Here is a 20,430-nt window from a genome sequence, read left to right as displayed (position 1 = left end):
TTATTTCCCGCAGCCTTTGCAGCAGCCTTTGCAGCCTTCCTCCATGATCCTGTCGTCATAACAGTAATCCTCCATGGAGGTAAGCAGGACGATGGCCTGGGAGGATATCCCCTCTCCCTTTCCGGTAAAGCCAAGTCCTTCCTCTGTTGTGGCCTTTATGTTGACCTTTCCATCTGGAAGCTTTAACGCCTGCCCAATGTTTCTTGCCATCTCCGGCCGGTAGGTCAGAAGCTTTGGCTTTTGAGCAATGACAGTGGCATCAATATTTTCAATCACATATCCCCGCTCCTCCAAAAGCTCGCCTACTCGCTTTAAAAGTTCTATACTGGATACGCCTTTGTATTGGGGATCCGTATCCGGGAAATGCTCTCCGATGTCACCCAAAGCTGCCGCACCTAAAAGGGCATCCATGACTGCATGGACCAGCACATCTGCGTCAGAATGGCCCAAAAGTCCCGTTTCATAGGGGATCTTTACGCCGCCCAGAATCAAATCCCTTCCTTCCGCCAATTTATGCACATCATATCCCTGTCCAATCCTCATAATTCTTCCTTTCTTCTTTATTGCCCATGCTTTTTGGGCATAGTGGTATACCCGCAGGGTGTTTCTTCTTTATTGCCCATGCTTTTTGGCATAGTGGTATACCCGCAGGGTGTTTCTTCTTTATTGCCCATGCTATTTGGGCATAGTGGTATACCCGCAGGGTGTTTCTTCTATATACATATCATTCTATACAATCATGCGCAGCTTTCTTCCGATACATCGAAGCTGCACGTCGTTTTGGCAAAAACAGCTTTCACCATCTACGTGGACTGCCATTGGACGGTCCATATGGATTGTAACTTCCTCACAGGAGTAATACCTGATTCCCCTATGCAAGGACTTCCTTCCCATGAGGGATCGAAGAAGCACAGGTATCAGCTTTCGTTTCTTCCTGTTGCTCATAACACAGACACACAACTGCCCGTCTTCAAAACTTGCATCCGGGGCGAATTTAAACCCCCCGCCTTCGTAAGGGTGAATGTGGACGGATACAAAATAAGCATTGCTGAACTCAATTTTCTGCACCCCATTAAGGAGAATATATCCCTTTGAAGGCTTGGCAAAAACAAGCTGTCTGACTCCAACCAGGAGGTAGATAAGCTTTCCAAAACAAATCTTATGAAGCAATCCCTTTGACTTAGAATAAAGAATGCTGTGACAAACGGCAGCGTCCATACCGATCCCCGCGCTGACCATAAATCGGCGGTGGGAAATTTCCCCTTCTCCATAGGACAAAACTCCGTAATCCATAAGCTTATAGTATTTTGGATGCAGTATTTTCTTCAGGCAACGGACTGGATTTTTGGGAAGTTTTAAGCTCCTTGCCAGATCATTACCGGATCCGGCAGGAATATACCCTAAGGTAATGGATCCGCAAAAGGAAAGTCCATCAAGGATTTCATTTACAGTCCCGTCTCCGCCTACACCGATGATAACGCTTGAATCCCTGCAGCCTTCCGTCAGCTCTCTGGCAAATCTTCTGGCATCTCCCGGCTTCTCCGTAAAAAAGGCCTGATATTCCGTATAACTGGCTTTTAACATTCTTTCCACTTTTTTCCAAATGTTTCTTCCCCGTCCGCAGCGTGAGTTCGGGTTTACAATAAAATAGTACATGGAATCCCTCCACTTTTTGCTATTTGTTAGTATAACATAAAACAGGAGAAATGAATATAAAAATTATGGAAAAACCATTGTCACTTATCCCTGACAAAAAAAGAGCGCGGCTGGTCTGACTGATCAATCCAGTCAGGCCAAAGCCGCCCTTCTCTACATTTCCTTATTCCGATCGTTTTTTATAATATTTCCTTCTTAAACGATTCCACATCATCAATTAAAATTGACTTTGCCCGCTCCAAATCACCGGACTCAATGGCCTCTACCAGATGAACATGATTGCTCCCATCGGTTACCTTGCTCTCGTTCCATAGCTTTGTGAAATACTGGTTGGATATTCTGGTGCAGATATTCATGGCATCTGCCAGTGATTTTTGTATATAGCCGTTTCCGCAGTAGCTGCACAAAGTTCTGTGAAAAAGATTATTGGCTTCCCAGTGGATCTTTGAATCCCTGGTATCGGTAATACGTATTGCCTCTTCGTTCTGACGCTTTAATTCATGAATCTGTTCTTTGGTAAGACGGAAAAAACACAACTCCAAAGCGCCCAGTTCAATCACCTTCCTGTATTCTATAATCTCTACGATCTGTCCAGGAAGTATGGCAGTAAGCTGGTAACCGAATCTTGGAATATTATTAAGCACCTCTTCGCTGCACAGCTGTACCAGGGCCTCTCTCACCGGAGTTTTGCTGACTCCGTATTTTTCCATGATGGTTCTTTCATTAATAATATCATTTGCCTGGTAGACGCCATTGAGAATATCTTTCATGATCCCCTCGTATACCTGGTTTTTAATCGATTGGCCCTGCATCACGTTTCCCCTTTTTCTTTTCGTTATTAGCCTTTTACAGCCCCCGCCATCATTCCGGCTTTCTGAAATGTTTGCAATATTAAATATAACACAATTATTGGAATAATTACAAGTGTTGTCCCTGAAAGAATTACAGGCCAGGGCGTTGAAAGACCTTCACTGACCGGAAGCAGGGAAATGGTTACCATCAACGTATATTTCGCCTGTTTTCTTAGGTAAAGCAACGGCCAGAAAAAGTCATTCCATCTGGCGATCAGGGTCACGGAGGCCCAGGAAGCCAGGGCCGGTTTAATGACCGGCAGGATAATCTGCCGAAAGATCCCAAAATCCCTGCATCCGTCAATTTTAGCCGCTTCAATCAGCTCATCGGGCACATCGTTTATATACTGGTGCATATAGAAAATACCTACTGCGGTGGCAATACGGGGAATCACCAGGGACCACAGGCTGTTGATGAGGTTCAGCTTTTTCATGATAACAAACAGAGGAACTGCCCCTACCTCCGGCGGAACAAGCATGGTTGCAATAACAAAATAAAACAGGAAATTTCTTCCGGGAAACTTATATTTTGCAAAGGCAAAGCCTGCCAATGCGCAGAAGAACAGGGAGGTCACAGTTCCCAAAACAGTGGTAAATACGCTGTTAAAAAAATTGGCGGCCACTGGTATCATGGAAAACAGCTTGTGAAAGTTACTCAATGTTGGATCGGCAACCCAAATGGACCGGAACCCGCTGATGCTTTCTGAGGCTGGCTTTAAGGAAATCAGGCACATCCATAAAATCGGAAGAATGCAGATGAAGGAAATTACAGTCAAGGCTCCATGCACAGCAATGGATGCCAGATTCTTCTTATTCTTATAACCCATAACGCTCCTCCTACCATTCACCCTGTCTTTTTTTCACGATCATCTGTACCATAGACAAAACAGCCAGTATCACAATCAGTATCACACCGATGGCAGATGCATAGCCCATATTAAAAATATTAAATCCTGATTCATACATATACTGGAACAAGGAGGTATTGGACGTTCCCGGCCCAGGCAAAATATAGGATTCATTAAAAAGCTTCCAGCTGTCCACCGTAAGGGTAATGGAGCAGAAAAACAGAATATTGCCCAGGGAGGGAAGGGTAATATAACAAAACTGTTTCCACCTGTTGGCCCCATCTACCGTAGCTGCTTCATAGTAATCCCTGGATATGTTTAACAGACCGGAAAATACAATCATGGTAAACCAGGGAGTATTCCTCCACACATTCAGCATAATAACCGGAATTCTGGAATACCTGGTACTGGTGAGCCAGGGGACTTTTTCAAATCCAACGAAAACCATTAGTTCATTGATCAAGCCTGCATTTTCATCAAAAAGCATTCGAAAAATCAACCCCATGGCAATGGCTGCACAAATGTTCGGCAGGAATGTAACTGTCCTGAAAAACGCCCTTCCTCTCAGCATGTCGGAATTTAACAGGCTTGCAATGAGTACTGAAAGCGCCAGTATGAATACAAGGCCTGTAATCCAGTATACAACGGTATTCCTTAAAGCCTCCCAGAACATATTATCAATCACCAGCTTTTTATAGTTGTCCATCCCGCAAAACTCCGGGGTCCCGATTCCTTTCCAGTTTGTAAGGCTGATGGCAATGGTCCAGAGGGAAGGAATCAGCTGGAATACAAGAAACAGCAGAAAAAACGGCAATATGAACAAATAGGGAGCTTTGTATTTATTCCATGTTTTAAGCATATGATTTCTCCTCATAGAGCCACTTACTACTTGGCAATTTCTGCCTTGCCGATTTTTGCCTTTAAATTCTTATCCATATTGGCAATGGCCTGATCCATAGTCTGATTACCTGCCACGTAATTTTCAAGCTCTGCCGAAATTATTCCGTCTGCCTCTGCATCCTGGGGAGTGACAACCAGATTGACTGCACCGTTTTCCAGACACTTGCCCTCCGTTTCACGGAAAGACATGCCGCCATAGAAACTGGAAGGTTCTTTCCAGAAATCATCCTGAAGCATTTCCAGGGAAATAGGGTTGGCATAGGGAGCATTCTGGGACTCCATGGATTTTACCCAGGTATTCCTGGACTGAGTGTCAAAGGTGAAATCCTTCCACATCTGTTCCAGAAGTCCGGCATATACATTATCCCCCTTGTTAACGATACAGAAATAGGAGGATACCGGAGCTCCCGCCTTGCCTATGTTTTCAAACACGGGAGATGACATAACCCTCCACTGTCCTGCGGTCGTCTGGCAGTTCTTTCTCATAAACTCATCCCAGAAAGCACCGATATAGAAGGTAGCCACTTTCTGTCCGTTGATTGCATCATATAATGCAGGCTCCATGATTTCAGATTTTAACAGCAGGCCTTCCGAATATAAGGTATCCAGCGTACCCAAAGCCAGCTTCGTCCCTTCATCCTCTCCTATGACAATACCGCCGTTTTCATCCCAGATTCTTGCATTGGCCTGGGGCATAAGACCTCTTCTCCCCCAGTACCTCCAGGTCTTGCTGCCGGGGCTGATGTAAGACAAATACACCTCGCCGCTGCTCTTTTCCTTTAACAGGCGGCCTGCTTCCACATAACCGTCAAAGGTCTCCATCATAGCCGGATCTACACCATACTTTTCAAAAATGTCCTTGTTATAGAATAACACATTGGGACGCACCGATTCCGGAAGTCCGTAAATCTTGCCGTTTAAGGTGGCATCATTGGCTGCGCCTTCCACCATCTTGTCCATATAGGGCTTTAAAAACTCTGTTTCATCCTTTAATATCCCTGCCTGAGAAAGATCCATGATATTCACCGGGTCTAAATATGTAGCATCCGGAAGGTCATCCTCTGCGCCCGACAGTGCAGTCATGGTGATTTTCTCGCGGCTCTGTGCATGCCCCTCTGTCTGCACGATCTCAATCTTTACATCCGGTGCAATCTCTTTGTGGTCGGCCAGCCAGGCATCATAGTACTCCTGAAGATACTGAGGCTGTCCTGTGCCGTAGATGGTGATGGTGCCTGCCGGATATACGGTTTTATCCGCAGCCGCCCCCTTTTCTTTGTCTGCCGGCTGGGTACTGCTGCCTGCAGTTGCTGCTGTACTTTCTGAGCTGCCGTTGTTCCCTCCGCAGCCTGCGATCATGCCTGCTGTCATCGCTGCTGCCATTAGAATTGCTACTGTTCTTTTCATCTTTTATCCTCCTCTTACCTCTCTCTTGCCGCTTCTGCAATCGCCCGGATCCTGTCATAAGGAATCTCTGTGGGAAGTGTGCAGTCAGCACCAAGGATGAATGATGTTTTCCCATAATCACGAATTACCTTCTTTGCTTCGGCTTTCAGCTCATCCATAGTCCCCTCTACCATAACACCGCTTCTGTTGGCAAGTCCGCCCATAACCGCCGTACCCGGGAACAGCCGTCTCCCCTCTTCAAGGCTGAAATCCGTTTCATAAATTCCCCAGTTCACCACATCAGCCAGGCTGTTGTAGGATTCATATCTCTTCATATTCAAGTTATTTTTGCACATATGCAGGAAATTGATACATCCGGCTTCTTTGGAAGCCTTTAATATCTCCTTGTCAAAAGGCTCTATCATTTCTGAAAATTCTTCATCCGTAAAGTAATGCTTTTCTCCGCCTAATGCTGCGTAATAAATTCCATCCAGGCCCAGCTCCTTATATTTTGCTGCCAGCTGGCACATTCCATCTGCAATCCTCTTAAATGCCTCCAGAACCGGCTGCTTATTCTCCCTGATATGGGTACAGAATAATTCTCTAACGCCCTCATAGCCATAACGTACTTCAATGGGATGAATGGCGGAAGCGCAAATTCCGTGAAGTGTGCCCAGGGAGAATGCATCAGGATCTGCCTTTTCCATGATGCTCCTTACCATTTCAATCTGGCTTTTCATGAAGGGATCATTCAAGGAATAATGAGGTATTTTATTCCAGTCCTCCGGAGTCCTGATTTCCCCTGCATCCGGAACCAGATTTTCATTCATAATCTTGATAATATCCGTATCTGTCTGACGAAAAAATTCAAGATGAGACTCTACCCCTTTCTCACCCTTCGCCTGGTTTTCCGGAAAGTGTAACGAAAATCCGGTGGGTACATAATCCACCTCCTTCCCATGAATCGCTGCCAATACCCGCTCTCTTTTTGTCATACTAATATCTCCTTTAAGCTTCTGTTTATATCACTGATAATACCACTGTTATTATTACTTGTCAATACATCTTCCGTCATTTTATATATTTTTCTTTCTATATAATTTTTATTTTGTTCACTTTGCCTTATTGTTCCATTTCTGTCTATGGTAAGATGCAAGTTTATACCGAGCAAAGTGTTTCCGGCATTTTCAGCTTCCCTGCGTCACTCATAAGGAACCTGGGAGGATTCCCATGACCTGACTTCCCTATATGGTGTTGGTCCGGCTTTGCGGATTTATGGTAAAAAAAAGACATCTGCTAGAAAACAGATGTCTCAAAAAGTAGCGGAAGGGAGATTCGAACTCTCGACACCACGGGTATGAACCGTGTGCTCTGGCCAACTGAGCTATTCCGCCATATTCAATTAAATGGATAAACAAAATTGCTTATCAATGGGACCTACAGGGCTCGAACCTGTGACCCTCTGCTTGTAAGGCAGATGCTCTCCCAGCTGAGCTAAGATCCCGGTGTTTGTCTCGGTCAGGAGCACTTTTTTTCTTTCGTTCCCGACTGCTCCATTAGTATAATATGAATTGTATTAATTGTCAACACTTTTTTGTCAATTATTTTCATTTTTTCCTGTACCTACTTTCTCTCTGATTCCATCAGGGTTTCCGCCATTTTTCACGGATATGAGACCGGTTGCCAGGGCATTTCCTATAGAACTTAATCTCCATGAAGAATATGAAACAGCTCCTGGAAATAAGGTTCAAAAATACTTCCCTTCCTCCAGATAAACGTAAAATCATGGATCAGATGAAAGTCTTCTAATTGGATTTTTTTTAACGTTCCCTTGTTAAGTTCCTCTTTTACCGCTGCTTCATAAAGAAAGGTGATCCCCTGACCTCTTGCCACCAAATGCTTCATGGCGCCGATGTTGCTGATTTCCATTAAATCAGGAAAATCTTGAAGCAACAAATTCTTCCCCTCTAAATAGCGTTCAAAAACATACCTGGTACCTGAGCCAGGCTCCCGGATAAAGATCCGTTCCGGCAGAAGATCCTCCAGCTTTCTCACAGCCTGATGAAATTCATAGCCAGGTGCGCAGACGGCTACAAATGGTTCCGAAGCAAAGACCAGGAAATCATACTCCTTTTTCTGAAAAAAACCCTCCACCAATGCAAACTCAATCTCTCCGTTGTTAAGCTTAGCAAGCAGCTCCCTGGTATCTCCAACTGCCATTTGAACCGCTGTCCCAGGATAAACACCAAGGAACCGCACCAGTGCTTCAGGCATCACATACTCTCCGATGGTCATGGTAGCACCAAATACCAGCCTTCTGCCTTTCCCTGACTGCTGCTCCATCATTTTCTTTAAGTGCAGCTCATCCGCCTTCATGGTGACTGCGGCAGATAGAAAAACGTTTCCCGCCTCCGTCAGGCTTACCTTTTTCCCGTTATATTCAAACAGCCTGACCCCATACTTCTCCTCCAGGAAATGAATGTGGTGGGATACGGCAGGCTGGGTGATGTGAAGCTCGCCGGCTGCCTTTGTGAAGTTCATATAACGGCAAACTGCAAGAAATGTATCGACTCTGAAATCCAGCATAAATTATGATCTCCTTTATGTTCCTCCAATAACCATAACAAAATCTTATGATTTGATAAATATAAATAATTTTATTTTATTATTGTTCTCCAATATAATAAAGCATATCAAAAAGGAGGATTTTACTTATGAAAAAATACGCCCCAGGTGTTCTTCTCAGCCTATTAATTTCCGTACCCTCATGGTTTTTAGGAAAAGCCTTCCCGGTCATCGGCGGCCCTGTTTTTGCAATTCTCATTGGCATGACAATGGCGCCCTTTGTAAAAGGGAAAGATTTTTTCCGCCCGGGGGTGGCCTTTGCTTCTAAAAAAGTCCTGCAGTATGCCGTGATTCTCCTGGGTTTTTCCATGAATCTGGCCACAGTACTTCAAAAGGGCAGGGAAGCCCTTCCCATAATCCTGGCAACCATCACCACTTCCCTGGTAATTGCTTACCTGCTTTCCAGAAAATTAAGGCTTCCCGGCAAAACCTCTATATTAATCGGCGTTGGCTCATCCATTTGCGGCGGTTCTGCCATTGCTGCAACAGCACCTGTTATTGATGCCGATGACAGCGAAATTGCCCAGTCCATTTCGGTGATCTTTTTATTCAACATTATTGCAGCTTTGCTTTTCCCTGCTTTGGGCGCGGCTTTGGGACTTTCCAATGAAGGCTTTGGCCTTTTTGCCGGAACTGCCATTAACGATACCTCTTCTGTAACGGCAGCTGCTTCTGCCTGGGATGGCATATACGGCAGCAATACCCTGGAAACAGCCACCATAGTTAAACTGACCAGAACCCTGGCCATCATTCCCATCACCCTGTTTTTAGCATGTTACCGGACCGGAAAAGAAAAGAAAACTTCCGGACGCTCCGTAACCATTCAAAAAGTTTTTCCGTCCTTTGTACTCTTTTTCCTGCTGGCTTCTATCATCACTACGGCCTTTCCTATACCGGCAGGCGTTACCGGCTCCTTAAAAGAATTAAGCAAGCTTTTTATTATCCTGGCTATGGGAGCCATTGGTACCAATACAGATCTGATCCGGCTGATACGAACCGGGAAAAAGCCCCTTTTTTTAGGCTTCTGCTGCTGGCTTGGTATCTCAGCGGTAAGTCTGATTCTCCAAATACTACTGGGAATCTGGTAACGTCAAATCACCCTCAGTTTACTTCGGGGGTTGAAAAGCGGCCAGGAAACATGGATCGTGTTTTCCTGGCCGCCGGTCTTTATTCCTCTTTTTTCAGATACACGGTCTTATTATTGTTTTTATTTTCCCTGACCTCTAATTGTCCGATGCTGTGGACAAATTTAGAAAAGGTGGAATATCCATAATCCTTTACCTTGAAATCCGTAAACTTCCGGTGCATGCCGTTGCCCAGAGCCGCCAGCTCCATGCCGTTCTTTCCGCTGCCCTTTACCAGCCATACTGCATAATCATCCAGTTCCTGTTTCCTGGTGCGGTTATCCTTCATCCGCACAGTCACCACATTGTTGGACTTTTTAAGCTCAAAGCTGCCCATTTCCTCTAAAAATTTGGAAAGGGAGCTGTATCCGTAGTTTCTCACGTCAAAATCAGAGTATTTTTTCACAAGGCGGTTGCCGATCTCTCCCAGGCCCGTTGCCTTATTCTTATCTTCATTTTCTAAAATAATCGAAGTGATATCCTGTTCGATCACTTCTTTTCCAATGGCTCCTCCTCCTGTTCCTTCTTCATCCTGATCAAGAAGTACTTCCAGATTGGTGAAAACCGTACAGGCAGCCCGGAAGGACTTGGGCGTTTTATCCTCTCCCATTCCGATAACTTCCTTGCCGGATTCTCGAAGCCTGCTGGCCAGCCGGGTGAAATCGCTGTCGCTGGATACGATACAGAATCCATCCACATGGTCCGTATAAAGCAAATCCATAGCATCAATGATCAGGGCGGAATCGGTCGCATTCTTTCCCACGGTATTGGAAAATTGCTGGATCGGAGTGATTGAATTTTCAAGAAGTTCCATTTTCCATTTTCCCATCTGGGAGCTTGTCCAATCTCCGTATATTCTTTTGTAAGTAATGACGCCGTAGCGTGTCATCTCATCCAGAATGCATGTAATATACTTTGCGGAGATATTATCCGAATCAATCAATACTGCAAATTTCTTGTCGCTCAACACTCTGTTCTCCTGTCTTCATTTATTTTCAATATTCTGCCAATTCAATCCTGCTTTTCCATTATATTTCATTTTTTCATTTATTACAATAACATCTCAATGGATAAACTGGGAGAATTTTTGCAACGTATTTTACTTTAATCCAACCATACTAAGGAAGAAAGCAATGAATCACGGAAGCATCTTAAAGGTGCACCTTTATGCTCTGAAAATATGGGCAGGAAATAAGAAAGGAGTGTTATTATGAATTCAAGTGACACATCAAACGGAAGTTCTGCTACGCCTTCAAAAACGGTTCAGCTGGCTATCGCCACTGTTCCCATGCAGCCATGGGAACAGCCCTATGATCCTCAGACAGCTTTAAAACACGGAACCATATTCCCAAGCCTTAATCTTCCATTCTACGTAACAGGAGGTGGTCAATAATGGCAGATCAAAAAACACTTTTAAAGCAGATCACGGAAATAAGCTTTACTGTTAATGATTTGACTCTGTATCTGGATACTCACCCATTGGATGATAATGCATTGACAGCCTTTAAGCAGGCCATGGATCAAAGAAAGCAGCTTTTAAAAACCTATGCGGAAAACTTTGAACCTCTCACCATAAATTGTGTCTGCCCTGATACCAACAATAAAACAGAAACCCAGACGAAATATGCGGGGCAAAAGCATTTTACCTGGACAGACGGCCCGCTGCCTTGGGAAGGAGGTACTGTATAATGTGGAATTATGAAAAGAGATTGCAGTTCCCTGTAAATATCAAGGAAACCTGTCCGAAAACAGCTTCCCTGATCATCAGCCAGTTTGGCGGGCCGGATGGAGAGCTGGCAGCTTCCATGCGTTATCTTTCCCAAAGGTATTCCATGCCATGCAAGGAAGTTGGAGGTCTTTTGACAGATATTGGAACAGAAGAGCTTGGACATCTGGAAATGGTCTGCGCCATTATTTACCAGCTGACAAAAAACTTGTCTGTGGAACAGGCAAAAACAGCTGGATTTGATGCCTATTATATTGATCATACTACGGCTCTCTGGCCTACTGCAGCAGCCGGAGTACCCTTTAATGCCTGTGAATTCCAATCCAAAGGCGATGCAATTACCGATTTAGTGGAGGACCTGGCAGCAGAACAGAAGGCAAGAACCACCTATGACAACTTAATCCGCATCATACCGAATCCTGATGTGAGAGAACCACTGAAATTCCTTAGGGCAAGGGAAGTGGTGCACTTCCAGCGGTTTGGGGAAGCACTTGAAAAAATCAAATCCAACTTAAATTCGAAAAACTTCTATTATTATAACCCGGAGTTTGACAAACAATTTGTAAAAAATAATATGCAATAATAAAAAAAGCTGGAACAGGTTTCATATGTTCCAGCCTTTTTTTATTTCTTATTTTATATTGATATACTTGCAATATCGATCAGCGTTAATTCTTTTGCCCTGTTTTCCATACTTGTGACTAAAGCGGCTGCCGTATCTAAGGAAGTCAATACCGTTACTCCGGTTTCTACGGCATTTCTGCGGATTACAAAACCGTCCCTGCTTCTGTCAGCTCCCTGGGTCGGCGTATCAATGACCAGGTCAATTTCATGTCCAAGGATTAAATCCAGAAGGTTTGGGGATTCCTGTTCCAGCTTACGCACCATGAAGGCCTTTATCCCATGCTCGTTCAGTACTTTGGCCGTACCAGATGTGGAAAATATCTTATAACCCTGGGCCTGAAACCTTCCGGCAATGTCAATCATCTCCTCTTTATCGGAATCCTTTACAGTTATGATCATGTTCTTATGTCTTGGAAGTTTGATCCCGGCTCCTGCAAATGCTTTATACAAAGCCTCATTAAAGGTCTTTGCTATGCCCAGGCACTCTCCGGTGGATTTCATCTCCGGCCCAAGGCTTACATCCGCCCCCCGGATCTTTTCAAAAGAAAACACCGGCATTTTTACAGCAATATAATCTGCATCCGGCAAAAGTCCCGGCTCATGTCCCAGCTCCCTGATGGAGTGTCCGCAGATCACCCTGGTGGCTAAGGGAACAATGGGGACTCCGGTCACCTTGCTGATATAAGGCACCGTACGGGAAGACCTGGGATTCACCTCAATGACATAGACCTCTTCCCCGCTTACAATGAACTGAATGTTGATCATTCCCTTTACGTGAAGGGCTCTGGAAAGCCTTTTTGTATACTCCACCAGCTTTTCCTTTACCGCTTCGCTGATGCTCTGAGCCGGGTATATGGAGATGCTGTCACCGGAGTGCACGCCGGCCCTTTCCATGTGCTCCATAATGCCGGGAATCAGAATATCCTCCCCATCACAAACCGCATCCACCTCGATTTCCTTACCCGGGATATATTTATCCACCAGGATCGGATGCTCCTGAGCGATCTGGTTGATAATTCCCATAAATTCATCAATATCCTGGTCAGAAATGGCAATCTGCATGCCCTGTCCTCCCAGAACATACGAGGGTCTTACCAGTACCGGGTATCCCAGCTCTCCTGCTGCCTTCTTGGCCTCCTCCGCTGTAAATACCGTTTGTCCTGCAGGTCTTGGGATCCTGCATTCCTCCAGGATCTTATCAAACAATTCCCGGTCCTCTGCCGCATCCACATCCTCTGCCGCAGTTCCAAGAATAGGAATCCCCATTTTCATCAGCGCTTGTGTCAGCTTAATAGCCGTCTGTCCGCCGAACTGGACCACCGCCCCGTCTGGCCTTTCCATATCAACGATGCTTTCCACATCCTCTGGGGTAAGAGGCTCAAAATATAGCTTATCAGCGATATCAAAGTCCGTGCTTACTGTCTCAGGGTTGTTATTAACAATGATGGTTTCATATCCTTCCCTGCGGAAGGTCCATGTACTGTGGACCGAGCAGAAGTCGAATTCGATCCCCTGTCCGATACGGATAGGGCCGGAGCCAAGAACCAGTACCTTTTTTCTCCCCCGGGTGTTTACCGCTTCATTCTCACTTCCAAAGCAGGAATAATAGTAAGGGGTTTCGGCGGCGAATTCAGCGGCACAGGTATCTACCATTTTAAACGCAGCTACAATGCCGTTCTCCTTTCTCATCCGGTGAATCTCCTCCCCCGGAATTTTAGTCAGACTGGAAATGACCGTATCCGGAAATTCCAGCCTTTTTGCCTCCTTCAGAAGATCCAGAGTCAAAGGACCTTTCTTAAGGGCTTCTTCCATTTCCACAAGAATGGCCAGCTTATCAATGAACCACACATCTATTTTTGTAATATCATGGATGGTTTCATAGGAAAAGCCTCTTCTTAAGGCCTCAGCTATGACCCATATCCTTCTGTCATCTACAAGGTGTAGGGTTTCAGCCAGTAATTCATCCGTAAGTCCTGAAAAATCGTAGGACATAAGGCTGTCCACATGCTGTTCCAGGGAACGGATGGCCTTCATAAGGCCGCCTTCAAAATTGGTACAAATGCTCATGACCTCGCCTGTCGCCTTCATCTGGGTTCCCAGGCTTCTCTTTGCGCTTAAGAATTTGTCAAAGGGAAGGCGGGGCATCTTGACCACACAGTAATCCAGCATTGGTTCAAAGCTGGCATAGGTCTTCTTTGTCACCGCATTTTTTATTTCATCCAGGGTATAGCCCAGAGCAATTTTTGCAGCAACCTTTGCAATGGGATAGCCGGTAGCCTTGGAGGCCAGAGCGGAGGATCGGCTGACACGGGGATTTACCTCGATCACACAGTATTCAAAGCTTTCCGGATGAAGGGCATACTGTACGTTGCAGCCTCCGGTGATTCCCAGCTCACTGATGATCTTTAATGCTGAGGTGCGCAGCATCTGGTATTCTTTATCCCCCAGGGTCTGGGAGGGAGCAACCACAATGCTGTCTCCGGTATGCACGCCCACGGGATCGATATTTTCCATGTTGCACACAGTGATCACATTGCCTGCGCCGTCCCGCATCACCTCGTATTCGATTTCCTTCCACCCTGCAATGCAGCGTTCCACAAGAACCTGTCCCACCCGGGACAAACGAAGTCCGTTTTCCAGGATCTCACGGCACTGTACCGGATTTTCGGCAATACCGCCTCCGGAACCTCCCAGGGTATAGGCAGGACGGAGCACCACCGGATATCCGATCTTTTCCGCAACTTTCAGGCCATCCTCCACATGCTCCACAATATCAGAGGGTGCCACCGGCTCGCCGATTTTTTCCATCGTCTCTTTAAACAGCTCCCGGTCCTCTGCTTTTTTAATGGTAAGGGCTGTGGTTCCGATCAGGCGCACCTTGTGCTCCTTTAAGAATCCCCGATCCTCCAGCTCCATGGCAAGGTTTAACCCTGCCTGACCTCCAAGGGTAGGCAGGACGCTGTCTGGCCGTTCCTTTAAGATCAGCTGTTCCACCACCTCTACGGTCAGTGGTTCAATGTAAACCTTATCTGCAATATCCTTATCCGTCATGATGGTCGCCGGATTGGAGTTTAGCAGAACTACTTCGATTCCTTCTTCTTTTAAGGAACGGCAGGCCTGAGTACCGGCATAGTCAAATTCCGCTGCCTGGCCGATAACGATAGGACCGGAGCCAAGCACGAGCACCTTTTTAATATCCTGATTCTTCGGCATTATTTTCCCACCTCCATCATTTTTATAAACCGGTCAAATAAGTACCCGGAATCCTTTGGTCCCGGGCAGGCCTCCGGATGGTACTGCACGGTAAATATATTTTTGCCCGTATATTTTAACCCTTCGTTGGTTCCGTCGTTTACATTGACAAAGGCAGGAACAGCCACTGATGGATCCATGGTCTCCACATCCACCACGTAACCATGGTTCTGGGAGGAAATATACACCCGGCCGGTTTCCAGATCCTTTACCGGATGGTTGCCTCCCCTGTGGCCGTATTTCAATTTGTGGGTATCTGCACCGGCTGCAAGGGCCATCAGCTGATGCCCTAAGCAGATGGCAAATATGGGGACATTGGATTCATATAATTTCTTTATTTCTTCAATGATCTCCACGCATTCCTTCGGATCCCCCGGCCCGTTGGAAAGCATTATACCATCGGGACAGGAAGACAGGATCTCCTCTGCTTTCGTCAAAGCAGGGTAAACCGTCACTTCACAGCCTCTTTCCTGCAAGGACCCTGCAATATTCCTCTTGGCTCCAAGATCCAGCAGGGCCACCTTTTTCCCGCTGCCCGGAAGAATATATTTCTCTCCGCAGGTGGTTTTCTTAACCACTCCGGTCACCGAATATTGTTTCGTACGCAAAATGACATCGTCAAGGTCATAACCTTCATCGGTTGTGATCATGCCGTTCATCGTACCTTTTTCTCTTAGAATTTTTGTAAGGGCTCTTGTATCGATACCACTGATACCTGGAATGTTGTGTTCTTTTAAGAAATGCTGAAGTGTATCCCCGCTTCTAAAGTTGCTGGGAATTCTAGATAATTCTCTGACAATGTAGCCATCCGGCCATGGGTTTAATGATTCCATATCTTCATGACAAATACCATAATTCCCTATCAGGGGATAAGTCATTACAACTGCCTGCCCCGCATAGGAGGGGTCGGTGAGGACTTCCAGATAACCTGTCATGGAAGTATTAAATACGATCTCACTGATCACTTCCCGGGTGGATCCAATGCTCGATCCTGTAAACACAGTACCGTCTTCCAGTATTAAAAAAGCTTTCATACGCAAAGTCCTTGTCCTTTCTCAATGCTATGGTTATTGAGCTGCCCGAATGCTTCTGTTCAGCCATGCCATTCCTATTTTGGCAGAAGAAAATAACTCCGAAAGGAGAATATGTATGCCGTTTAAATGGTTCTGCATGTCTGAACGGTAATGCCCAAATTGAATAGATTATACATGATACTGCGACATTTTTCAACTGTTTTCTTCTTATATATTTTTTTATATTTACTTATAAATCATGCATAATTTATAATTTTATTAAAAAAAATTGTATAATAATACATTGTACCTGGCTGATTTTTCAAAAGTATAGTTTTTCATAAACCGTACAGACTATGACTGAGGTGATAAATTATGATTGATAACAGCGAACTTCCCATTGGCTTTACCATGGAGTTGGCACAGCACTCGGATATTCTGACCCGGTTCGCCGGACTTCCGGAAGAACAGAGAAACCGGATCGTAGACGGAGCAAGATCCGTTGAAAGCCGGGATGAAATGCGAAACTATGTGGAGTCCATGTTTCAAGAAACAAAATCATCCTTTTTCTAAAAGGCCTCCCGCAGGATTAAATTTTATCTTTCCCTGCGGGGGCTTTTGTAATTATTCCTTTTCCCCTTTAATATATTTAATAATAATCAATTCATTAAGGGGCATTCTATGAAAAAATACATGATGGCTGCGCAACAGGAAACCACTGCTACCGGCATTCTTCAGGTAGATGTTGTTTCCCGGGAAAATAACTTTCCGATCCGGGATGCGGAGGTTTCCATTGCCTACAAGGGAGATCCTGAAAGTACGGTAGAGCAGCTCACCACCAATTCATCCGGTCAGACAGAGCAGGTAAGTCTTGCTGCTCCTCCCGTCGACTACAGCTTATCACCCGGCCTTGTCCAGCCTTACTCGGAATACATACTTATGATCCGTGCCCAGGGCTTTGAACCTGTTGCTATCTCCGGTACGGAGATTCTGGCAGATACGACGGCCATCCAGCCGGTTCGCATGACTCCTGTCCAGGATGAAATCACTCCGGACGTTCCCATTGTCATCCCGGACCACACCCTTTATGGTGAATATCCTCCCAAAATTGCGGAAGCTGAAGTTAAAACCGTGGCAGAAACCGGGGAAATCGTTTTAAGCCGTGTGGTTGTTCCCCAGACCATCATTGTCCACGACGGAGTTCCCACGGATCCCACTGCTCCCAATTATTACGTTCCTTACCGGGATTATATTAAAAATGTGGCATCCAGTGAGATTTATGCCACCTGGCCCAGAGCATCCATTACCGCCAATGTGCTAGCTATTATGAGTTTTACCTTAAACCGGGTCTATACGGAATGGTACCGGAACCAGGGATATGACTTTACCATTACATCCTCCACAGCCTTTGACCACAAATGGATTTACGGGCGGAATCTTTATGAAAGCATATCACAGGTAGTGGACGAAATCTTTAACAGCTACTTATCCCGCCCGGGTATCAGGCAGCCCATACTTACCCAGTACTGTGACGGGAACAGAGTCCAATGCCCCAACTGGATGTCTCAGTGGGGAAGCTGCACCCTTGGAGAACAGGGCTATTCCGCCATTGAAATACTGCGTCATTTTTACGGAAGTGATATGTATATCAACACTGCCGAACAGGTATCCGGAGTTCCCTCTTCCTGGCCCGGCTTTAATTTAACCGTCGGCGCCAGCGGAGATAAGGTACGCCAGGTCCAGGAACAGCTTGATACCATTGCAACGGTCTATACCGCCATCCCCCGTATCAGGGCTGACGGAATCTTCGGTCCCGCAACCGCTGAAGCTGTCCGGCAGTTCCAGTCTATTTTCGGACTTCCGGTAACCGGGGTCATTGATTTTGCCACATGGTATAAGATCTCCCACATCTATGTAGGGATTACCCGGATCGCAGAATACTCTTAAAAACAGTCACTAATCCCAAAAATCAGTTCATAAAAAAGAGGAAGGCCCTCATAAACAGGGTCTTCCTCCTTTTATCCTAACCTTCTCCCCCCAGCAGATCAGCCGCCACATATCCCAGCAAAGCCAGCGCGATCCCTCCAAGAAGCTCATACAGCTTCACCATTTCCCACGGCATATCCCATAAGATAACGAAAGGAGAGGAACAAACCAGACCAATGATGACACGGTACATTTGGCGTTCATGATGGGTGAGCAGGCGTTCCACTACTTTTGCAAACAGAAAAACCCCGAGTAATAAACCAGTTATATAGGGAGCAAGCACCATCCCATTTACCAGAAGGCTTTGGAAGTCAAAAGATGACAAGGCTCTTATACAGGCATTGTTCGTCTGCAATATCGGTTCATAATAACCTATCATCATCATGATCATGGAACCGCTCACTCCCGGAACCACCATGGTGGCCGCAGCCAGCAGTCCCACCAGAAACATTGAGAGCATCCAAAGCTTTCCGGAGGATAGATAGGCCGCACCGGAAGCCATATCCATTCCTTCCCCGCTATGGCCGGAAGTGATGGTTGTTTCCGCAATATAAGTAATGAGAAGGACCACGCAGCAGGTAAGGATCGCCGTGATGATCCCTTTTTTTCTGTCTGTACGGTCTTTGGAAAACGATTTTTGAAAGAGGGATGGAAGCCCTCCGCCGATCAGCCCTAAAAATGCCATTTTGGTCTGGAGCGGATATGTATGGAAGAGATATTCAAATGCCAGAGATAGAAAAACAATGCCTGCCGCCGCTCCAATCCCGTAGGGAAGAAGAACCCGCAGGCTTTTTATAGGTTCCCGGAAAAGCTGCGTTACCGCATGAATAATCTTATCGTACACTCCCATGGTAATGGCCAGCATTCCTCCGCTGATGCCGGGAAGTATATTTGCCACACCAATGATAACACCTCTTAGAATCTCACTGATATATTCCAAGCAATTCCTCCTGAATGAATGATGTATGGTATATCCTATGCCTTTCTGACCGCTTCTAATACACCTTTCCTCTGGTTCCGGCCATCAGGCATCAGAAGGATCAAGATTCACGCAAAAAAAGCCGCAGGGGCGTGACTTTATGGAAAAGCCTGCGTCCCGGCGGCCAGATTTCAGAATACTGCCGGTCTTTTTACCATAAACGTGCTGTAGCCGCATTGCCTCAGTGCCTGCTCCATACGCACCGCATTATCCAGATTACGAAATGCTCCCACCCGGACCTTGTATATTTCGTCTTCATAAACAACAAACGCCGGGAAACCCTGGGCTTTTAACGTGCTGACCTGCTCTTCCGCCAGGGTATGAACCCGGAACGCTCCCGTCTGTACCTGATAATATTCGGGACGTAATTCCTCCTGCTCTTTCACGGATTTCAAAATGCCATCGGCTATGGCCTGGGCAATGGCCTCAAAGTTCTGATCAAAGAAATTATTGTCCTCTTCATTGTCAATAAAACCCACCTCTACAAGAACTGTTGGTATATTTGTCCGCCTGAGAATAACCAGGCCCGGACGTTCCACTGTGCCTAAATTAGCGAATCCTGTCTTATTTAAGACGTCTCCTATATTCCTGGCAAGAATGCCCTGTACCCCTTTATCTTCAAATACAAGAACTTCTATTCCGGAGCCGGTGCCAGGTACCGGCATGGCATTGCGGTGAATGGAAACAAGAAAATCTGCTTCCCCATCGTTGGCCATCACGGCCTTTTCAAGAGGGGTATTGTAGGTATCGTCAGTTCTGGTATATCTGACGTCAACTCCGTTGTCTGCTAGAATTCTTCCCACAGCCATCGCAAGCTTTAAGTTATCATTTTTTTCCTGCCGTCCTTCAAAGGATGCACCTGGGTCCGCGCCGCCGTGTCCGGCATCTATTACTACGATCGTTCTCTCAGCCAAAAGAAAAACTCCCTTCACATACTTCTATTCTATAAAGTATGTAAAGGCAGCCTTCTGGGTACCACTTTTTCGTACCATATTTATTCTTTTTCTCCCAATTCCGCCATTACATCCACGTCTCTTGGTCCTACCGGAGTGGAAAATACAATCTGAGTGCTGGTCTTTCCGTATTTTTGTATCCGGCCGATAAAAACATCCAGCTCCATGGTGCTGGGAAAGGCTACTTTGACCAGCATGGAGTAATCTCCTGTGACGCAGTTGCATTCCAGAACATTGGGAATGGTCTCCATCTCTTCATAAAACTGGATCTTTTCCACAGGCGGAACATCCAGGCTTACAAATGCGGTGATATGGTATCCCAGCTTCCTTGCATCCACTGCCGCATGATAGCCTGTAATAATTTTTTCCCTCTCCAGCTTTTCAATTCTGGCGGATACCGCAGGAGAAGACAAAAAAGTGGCTTCTGCTATATTTTTTAAGGATTCCCTGGCATATTTTTGTAATATCTTCACTATTTTTTTATCGATGTCATCCATGTTTTCCTCCTGA

The 20,430-nt window shown here is 45.8% G+C and carries 20 protein-coding genes and 2 tRNA genes; 6 read left to right on the top strand and 16 right to left on the bottom strand.

Going from position 1 to position 20,430, the window contains the following annotated elements:
• From ispF to CLOSA_RS06560, 10 genes are all read right to left on the bottom strand, one after another.
• Positions 1-543 carry a 2-C-methyl-D-erythritol 2,4-cyclodiphosphate synthase gene (gene ispF, locus CLOSA_RS06605; protein WP_013271993.1) on the bottom strand — a complete coding sequence of 181 codons (543 nt, stop codon included), beginning with the start codon at positions 541-543 and terminating at the stop codon, positions 1-3.
• Between the two features lie 186 nt (positions 544-729).
• The gene (locus CLOSA_RS06600) at positions 730-1,656 is read right to left on the bottom strand and encodes a diacylglycerol/lipid kinase family protein (RefSeq protein WP_013271992.1); all 927 of its coding nucleotides are present in this window, start codon (positions 1,654-1,656) and stop codon (positions 730-732) included.
• Between the two features lie 179 nt (positions 1,657-1,835).
• The gene (locus CLOSA_RS06595) at positions 1,836-2,468 is read right to left on the bottom strand and encodes a GntR family transcriptional regulator (protein ID WP_013271991.1); all 633 of its coding nucleotides are present in this window, start codon (positions 2,466-2,468) and stop codon (positions 1,836-1,838) included.
• A gap of 26 nt (positions 2,469-2,494) precedes the next feature.
• Positions 2,495-3,334, bottom strand: a complete 840-nt coding sequence (locus CLOSA_RS06590; protein ID WP_013271990.1) for a carbohydrate ABC transporter permease — start codon at positions 3,332-3,334, stop codon at positions 2,495-2,497.
• Between the two features lie 10 nt (positions 3,335-3,344).
• Positions 3,345-4,214 (bottom strand): carbohydrate ABC transporter permease, encoded by an 870-nt coding sequence (locus CLOSA_RS06585; RefSeq protein ID WP_013271989.1) that lies wholly within the window; start codon positions 4,212-4,214, stop codon positions 3,345-3,347.
• Positions 4,215-4,240: 26 nt separating this feature from the next.
• Entirely contained in the window at positions 4,241-5,659 is a 1,419-nt protein-coding gene (locus CLOSA_RS06580) for an ABC transporter substrate-binding protein (protein ID WP_013271988.1), read from the bottom strand.
• A gap of 14 nt (positions 5,660-5,673) precedes the next feature.
• The gene (locus CLOSA_RS06575) at positions 5,674-6,633 is read right to left on the bottom strand and encodes a uroporphyrinogen decarboxylase family protein (RefSeq protein WP_013271987.1); all 960 of its coding nucleotides are present in this window, start codon (positions 6,631-6,633) and stop codon (positions 5,674-5,676) included.
• Positions 6,634-6,958: 325 nt separating this feature from the next.
• A tRNA-Met gene (locus CLOSA_RS06570) sits at positions 6,959-7,032 on the bottom strand.
• A gap of 37 nt (positions 7,033-7,069) precedes the next feature.
• Positions 7,070-7,142: transfer RNA gene (locus CLOSA_RS06565), tRNA-Val, on the bottom strand.
• A 200-nt stretch (positions 7,143-7,342) separates the two neighbouring features.
• The gene (locus CLOSA_RS06560) at positions 7,343-8,224 is read right to left on the bottom strand and encodes a LysR substrate-binding domain-containing protein (protein ID WP_013271986.1); all 882 of its coding nucleotides are present in this window, start codon (positions 8,222-8,224) and stop codon (positions 7,343-7,345) included.
• A 119-nt stretch (positions 8,225-8,343) separates the two neighbouring features.
• Between CLOSA_RS06560 and CLOSA_RS06555 the strand changes: the two genes are divergently transcribed.
• Entirely contained in the window at positions 8,344-9,351 is a 1,008-nt protein-coding gene (locus CLOSA_RS06555; protein ID WP_085952046.1) for a YeiH family protein, read from the top strand.
• A 79-nt stretch (positions 9,352-9,430) separates the two neighbouring features.
• On the opposite strand, the gene CLOSA_RS06550 is transcribed toward CLOSA_RS06555, so the two are convergent.
• Positions 9,431-10,354, bottom strand: coding sequence for an NYN domain-containing protein (locus CLOSA_RS06550; protein WP_041708529.1), 924 nt, complete (start codon positions 10,352-10,354; stop codon positions 9,431-9,433).
• Between the two features lie 243 nt (positions 10,355-10,597).
• Between CLOSA_RS06550 and CLOSA_RS06545 the strand changes: the two genes are divergently transcribed.
• Genes CLOSA_RS06545 through CLOSA_RS06535 form a run of 3 tightly spaced genes read left to right on the top strand, consistent with a single transcriptional unit; the run spans position 10,598 to position 11,696 of the window.
• A complete protein-coding gene (locus tag CLOSA_RS06545; RefSeq protein ID WP_013271983.1) occupies positions 10,598-10,780 on the top strand; it encodes a spore coat associated protein CotJA in 183 nt (60 codons plus the stop codon).
• Positions 10,780-11,076: a spore coat protein CotJB gene (locus CLOSA_RS06540; protein ID WP_013271982.1), complete on the top strand. Its 297-nt coding sequence runs from the start codon at positions 10,780-10,782 to the stop codon at positions 11,074-11,076. Before CLOSA_RS06545 ends, CLOSA_RS06540 begins: the two co-directional genes overlap by 1 nt.
• Complete coding sequence (locus tag CLOSA_RS06535; RefSeq protein ID WP_013271981.1) at positions 11,076-11,696, top strand: manganese catalase family protein; 621 nt, start codon at positions 11,076-11,078, stop codon at positions 11,694-11,696. Before CLOSA_RS06540 ends, CLOSA_RS06535 begins: the two co-directional genes overlap by 1 nt.
• Positions 11,697-11,749: 53 nt before the next feature.
• Here CLOSA_RS06535 and carB read toward each other — a convergent pair whose 3' ends face one another.
• Positions 11,750-14,950, bottom strand: coding sequence for a carbamoyl-phosphate synthase large subunit (gene carB, locus CLOSA_RS06530; RefSeq protein WP_013271980.1), 3,201 nt, complete (start codon positions 14,948-14,950; stop codon positions 11,750-11,752).
• The gene (locus CLOSA_RS06525; protein ID WP_013271979.1) at positions 14,950-16,023 is read right to left on the bottom strand and encodes a carbamoyl phosphate synthase small subunit; all 1,074 of its coding nucleotides are present in this window, start codon (positions 16,021-16,023) and stop codon (positions 14,950-14,952) included. Before CLOSA_RS06525 ends, carB begins: the two co-directional genes overlap by 1 nt.
• 354 nt (positions 16,024-16,377) lie before the next feature.
• On the opposite strand from CLOSA_RS06525, the gene CLOSA_RS06520 reads away from it, so the two are divergent.
• Positions 16,378-16,575 (top strand): hypothetical protein, encoded by a 198-nt coding sequence (locus tag CLOSA_RS06520; protein WP_013271978.1) that lies wholly within the window; start codon positions 16,378-16,380, stop codon positions 16,573-16,575.
• A 108-nt stretch (positions 16,576-16,683) separates the two neighbouring features.
• A complete protein-coding gene (locus CLOSA_RS06515; protein ID WP_013271977.1) occupies positions 16,684-17,949 on the top strand; it encodes a peptidoglycan-binding protein in 1,266 nt (421 codons plus the stop codon).
• Positions 17,950-18,025: 76 nt separating this feature from the next.
• Here the strand turns inward: CLOSA_RS06515 and CLOSA_RS06510 are convergent, their stop codons facing one another.
• The 3 genes from CLOSA_RS06510 to CLOSA_RS06500 form a co-directional block, all read right to left on the bottom strand.
• On the bottom strand, positions 18,026-18,928 hold the full coding sequence (locus tag CLOSA_RS06510; protein ID WP_013271976.1) for a DUF368 domain-containing protein: 903 nt from the start codon (positions 18,926-18,928) through the stop codon (positions 18,026-18,028).
• A gap of 170 nt (positions 18,929-19,098) precedes the next feature.
• The gene (locus tag CLOSA_RS06505) at positions 19,099-19,881 is read right to left on the bottom strand and encodes an N-acetylmuramoyl-L-alanine amidase (RefSeq protein WP_013271975.1); all 783 of its coding nucleotides are present in this window, start codon (positions 19,879-19,881) and stop codon (positions 19,099-19,101) included.
• An 80-nt stretch (positions 19,882-19,961) separates the two neighbouring features.
• Positions 19,962-20,417 (bottom strand): Lrp/AsnC family transcriptional regulator, encoded by a 456-nt coding sequence (locus tag CLOSA_RS06500; protein WP_013271974.1) that lies wholly within the window; start codon positions 20,415-20,417, stop codon positions 19,962-19,964.
• Between the last annotated feature and the right edge of the window lie 13 nt (positions 20,418-20,430).

This window comes from [Clostridium] saccharolyticum WM1, from assembly GCF_000144625.1.
Lineage (GTDB): Bacteria > Bacillota > Clostridia > Lachnospirales > Lachnospiraceae > Lacrimispora > Lacrimispora saccharolytica.
This window is presented reverse-complemented; position numbering and strand designations above follow the sequence as displayed.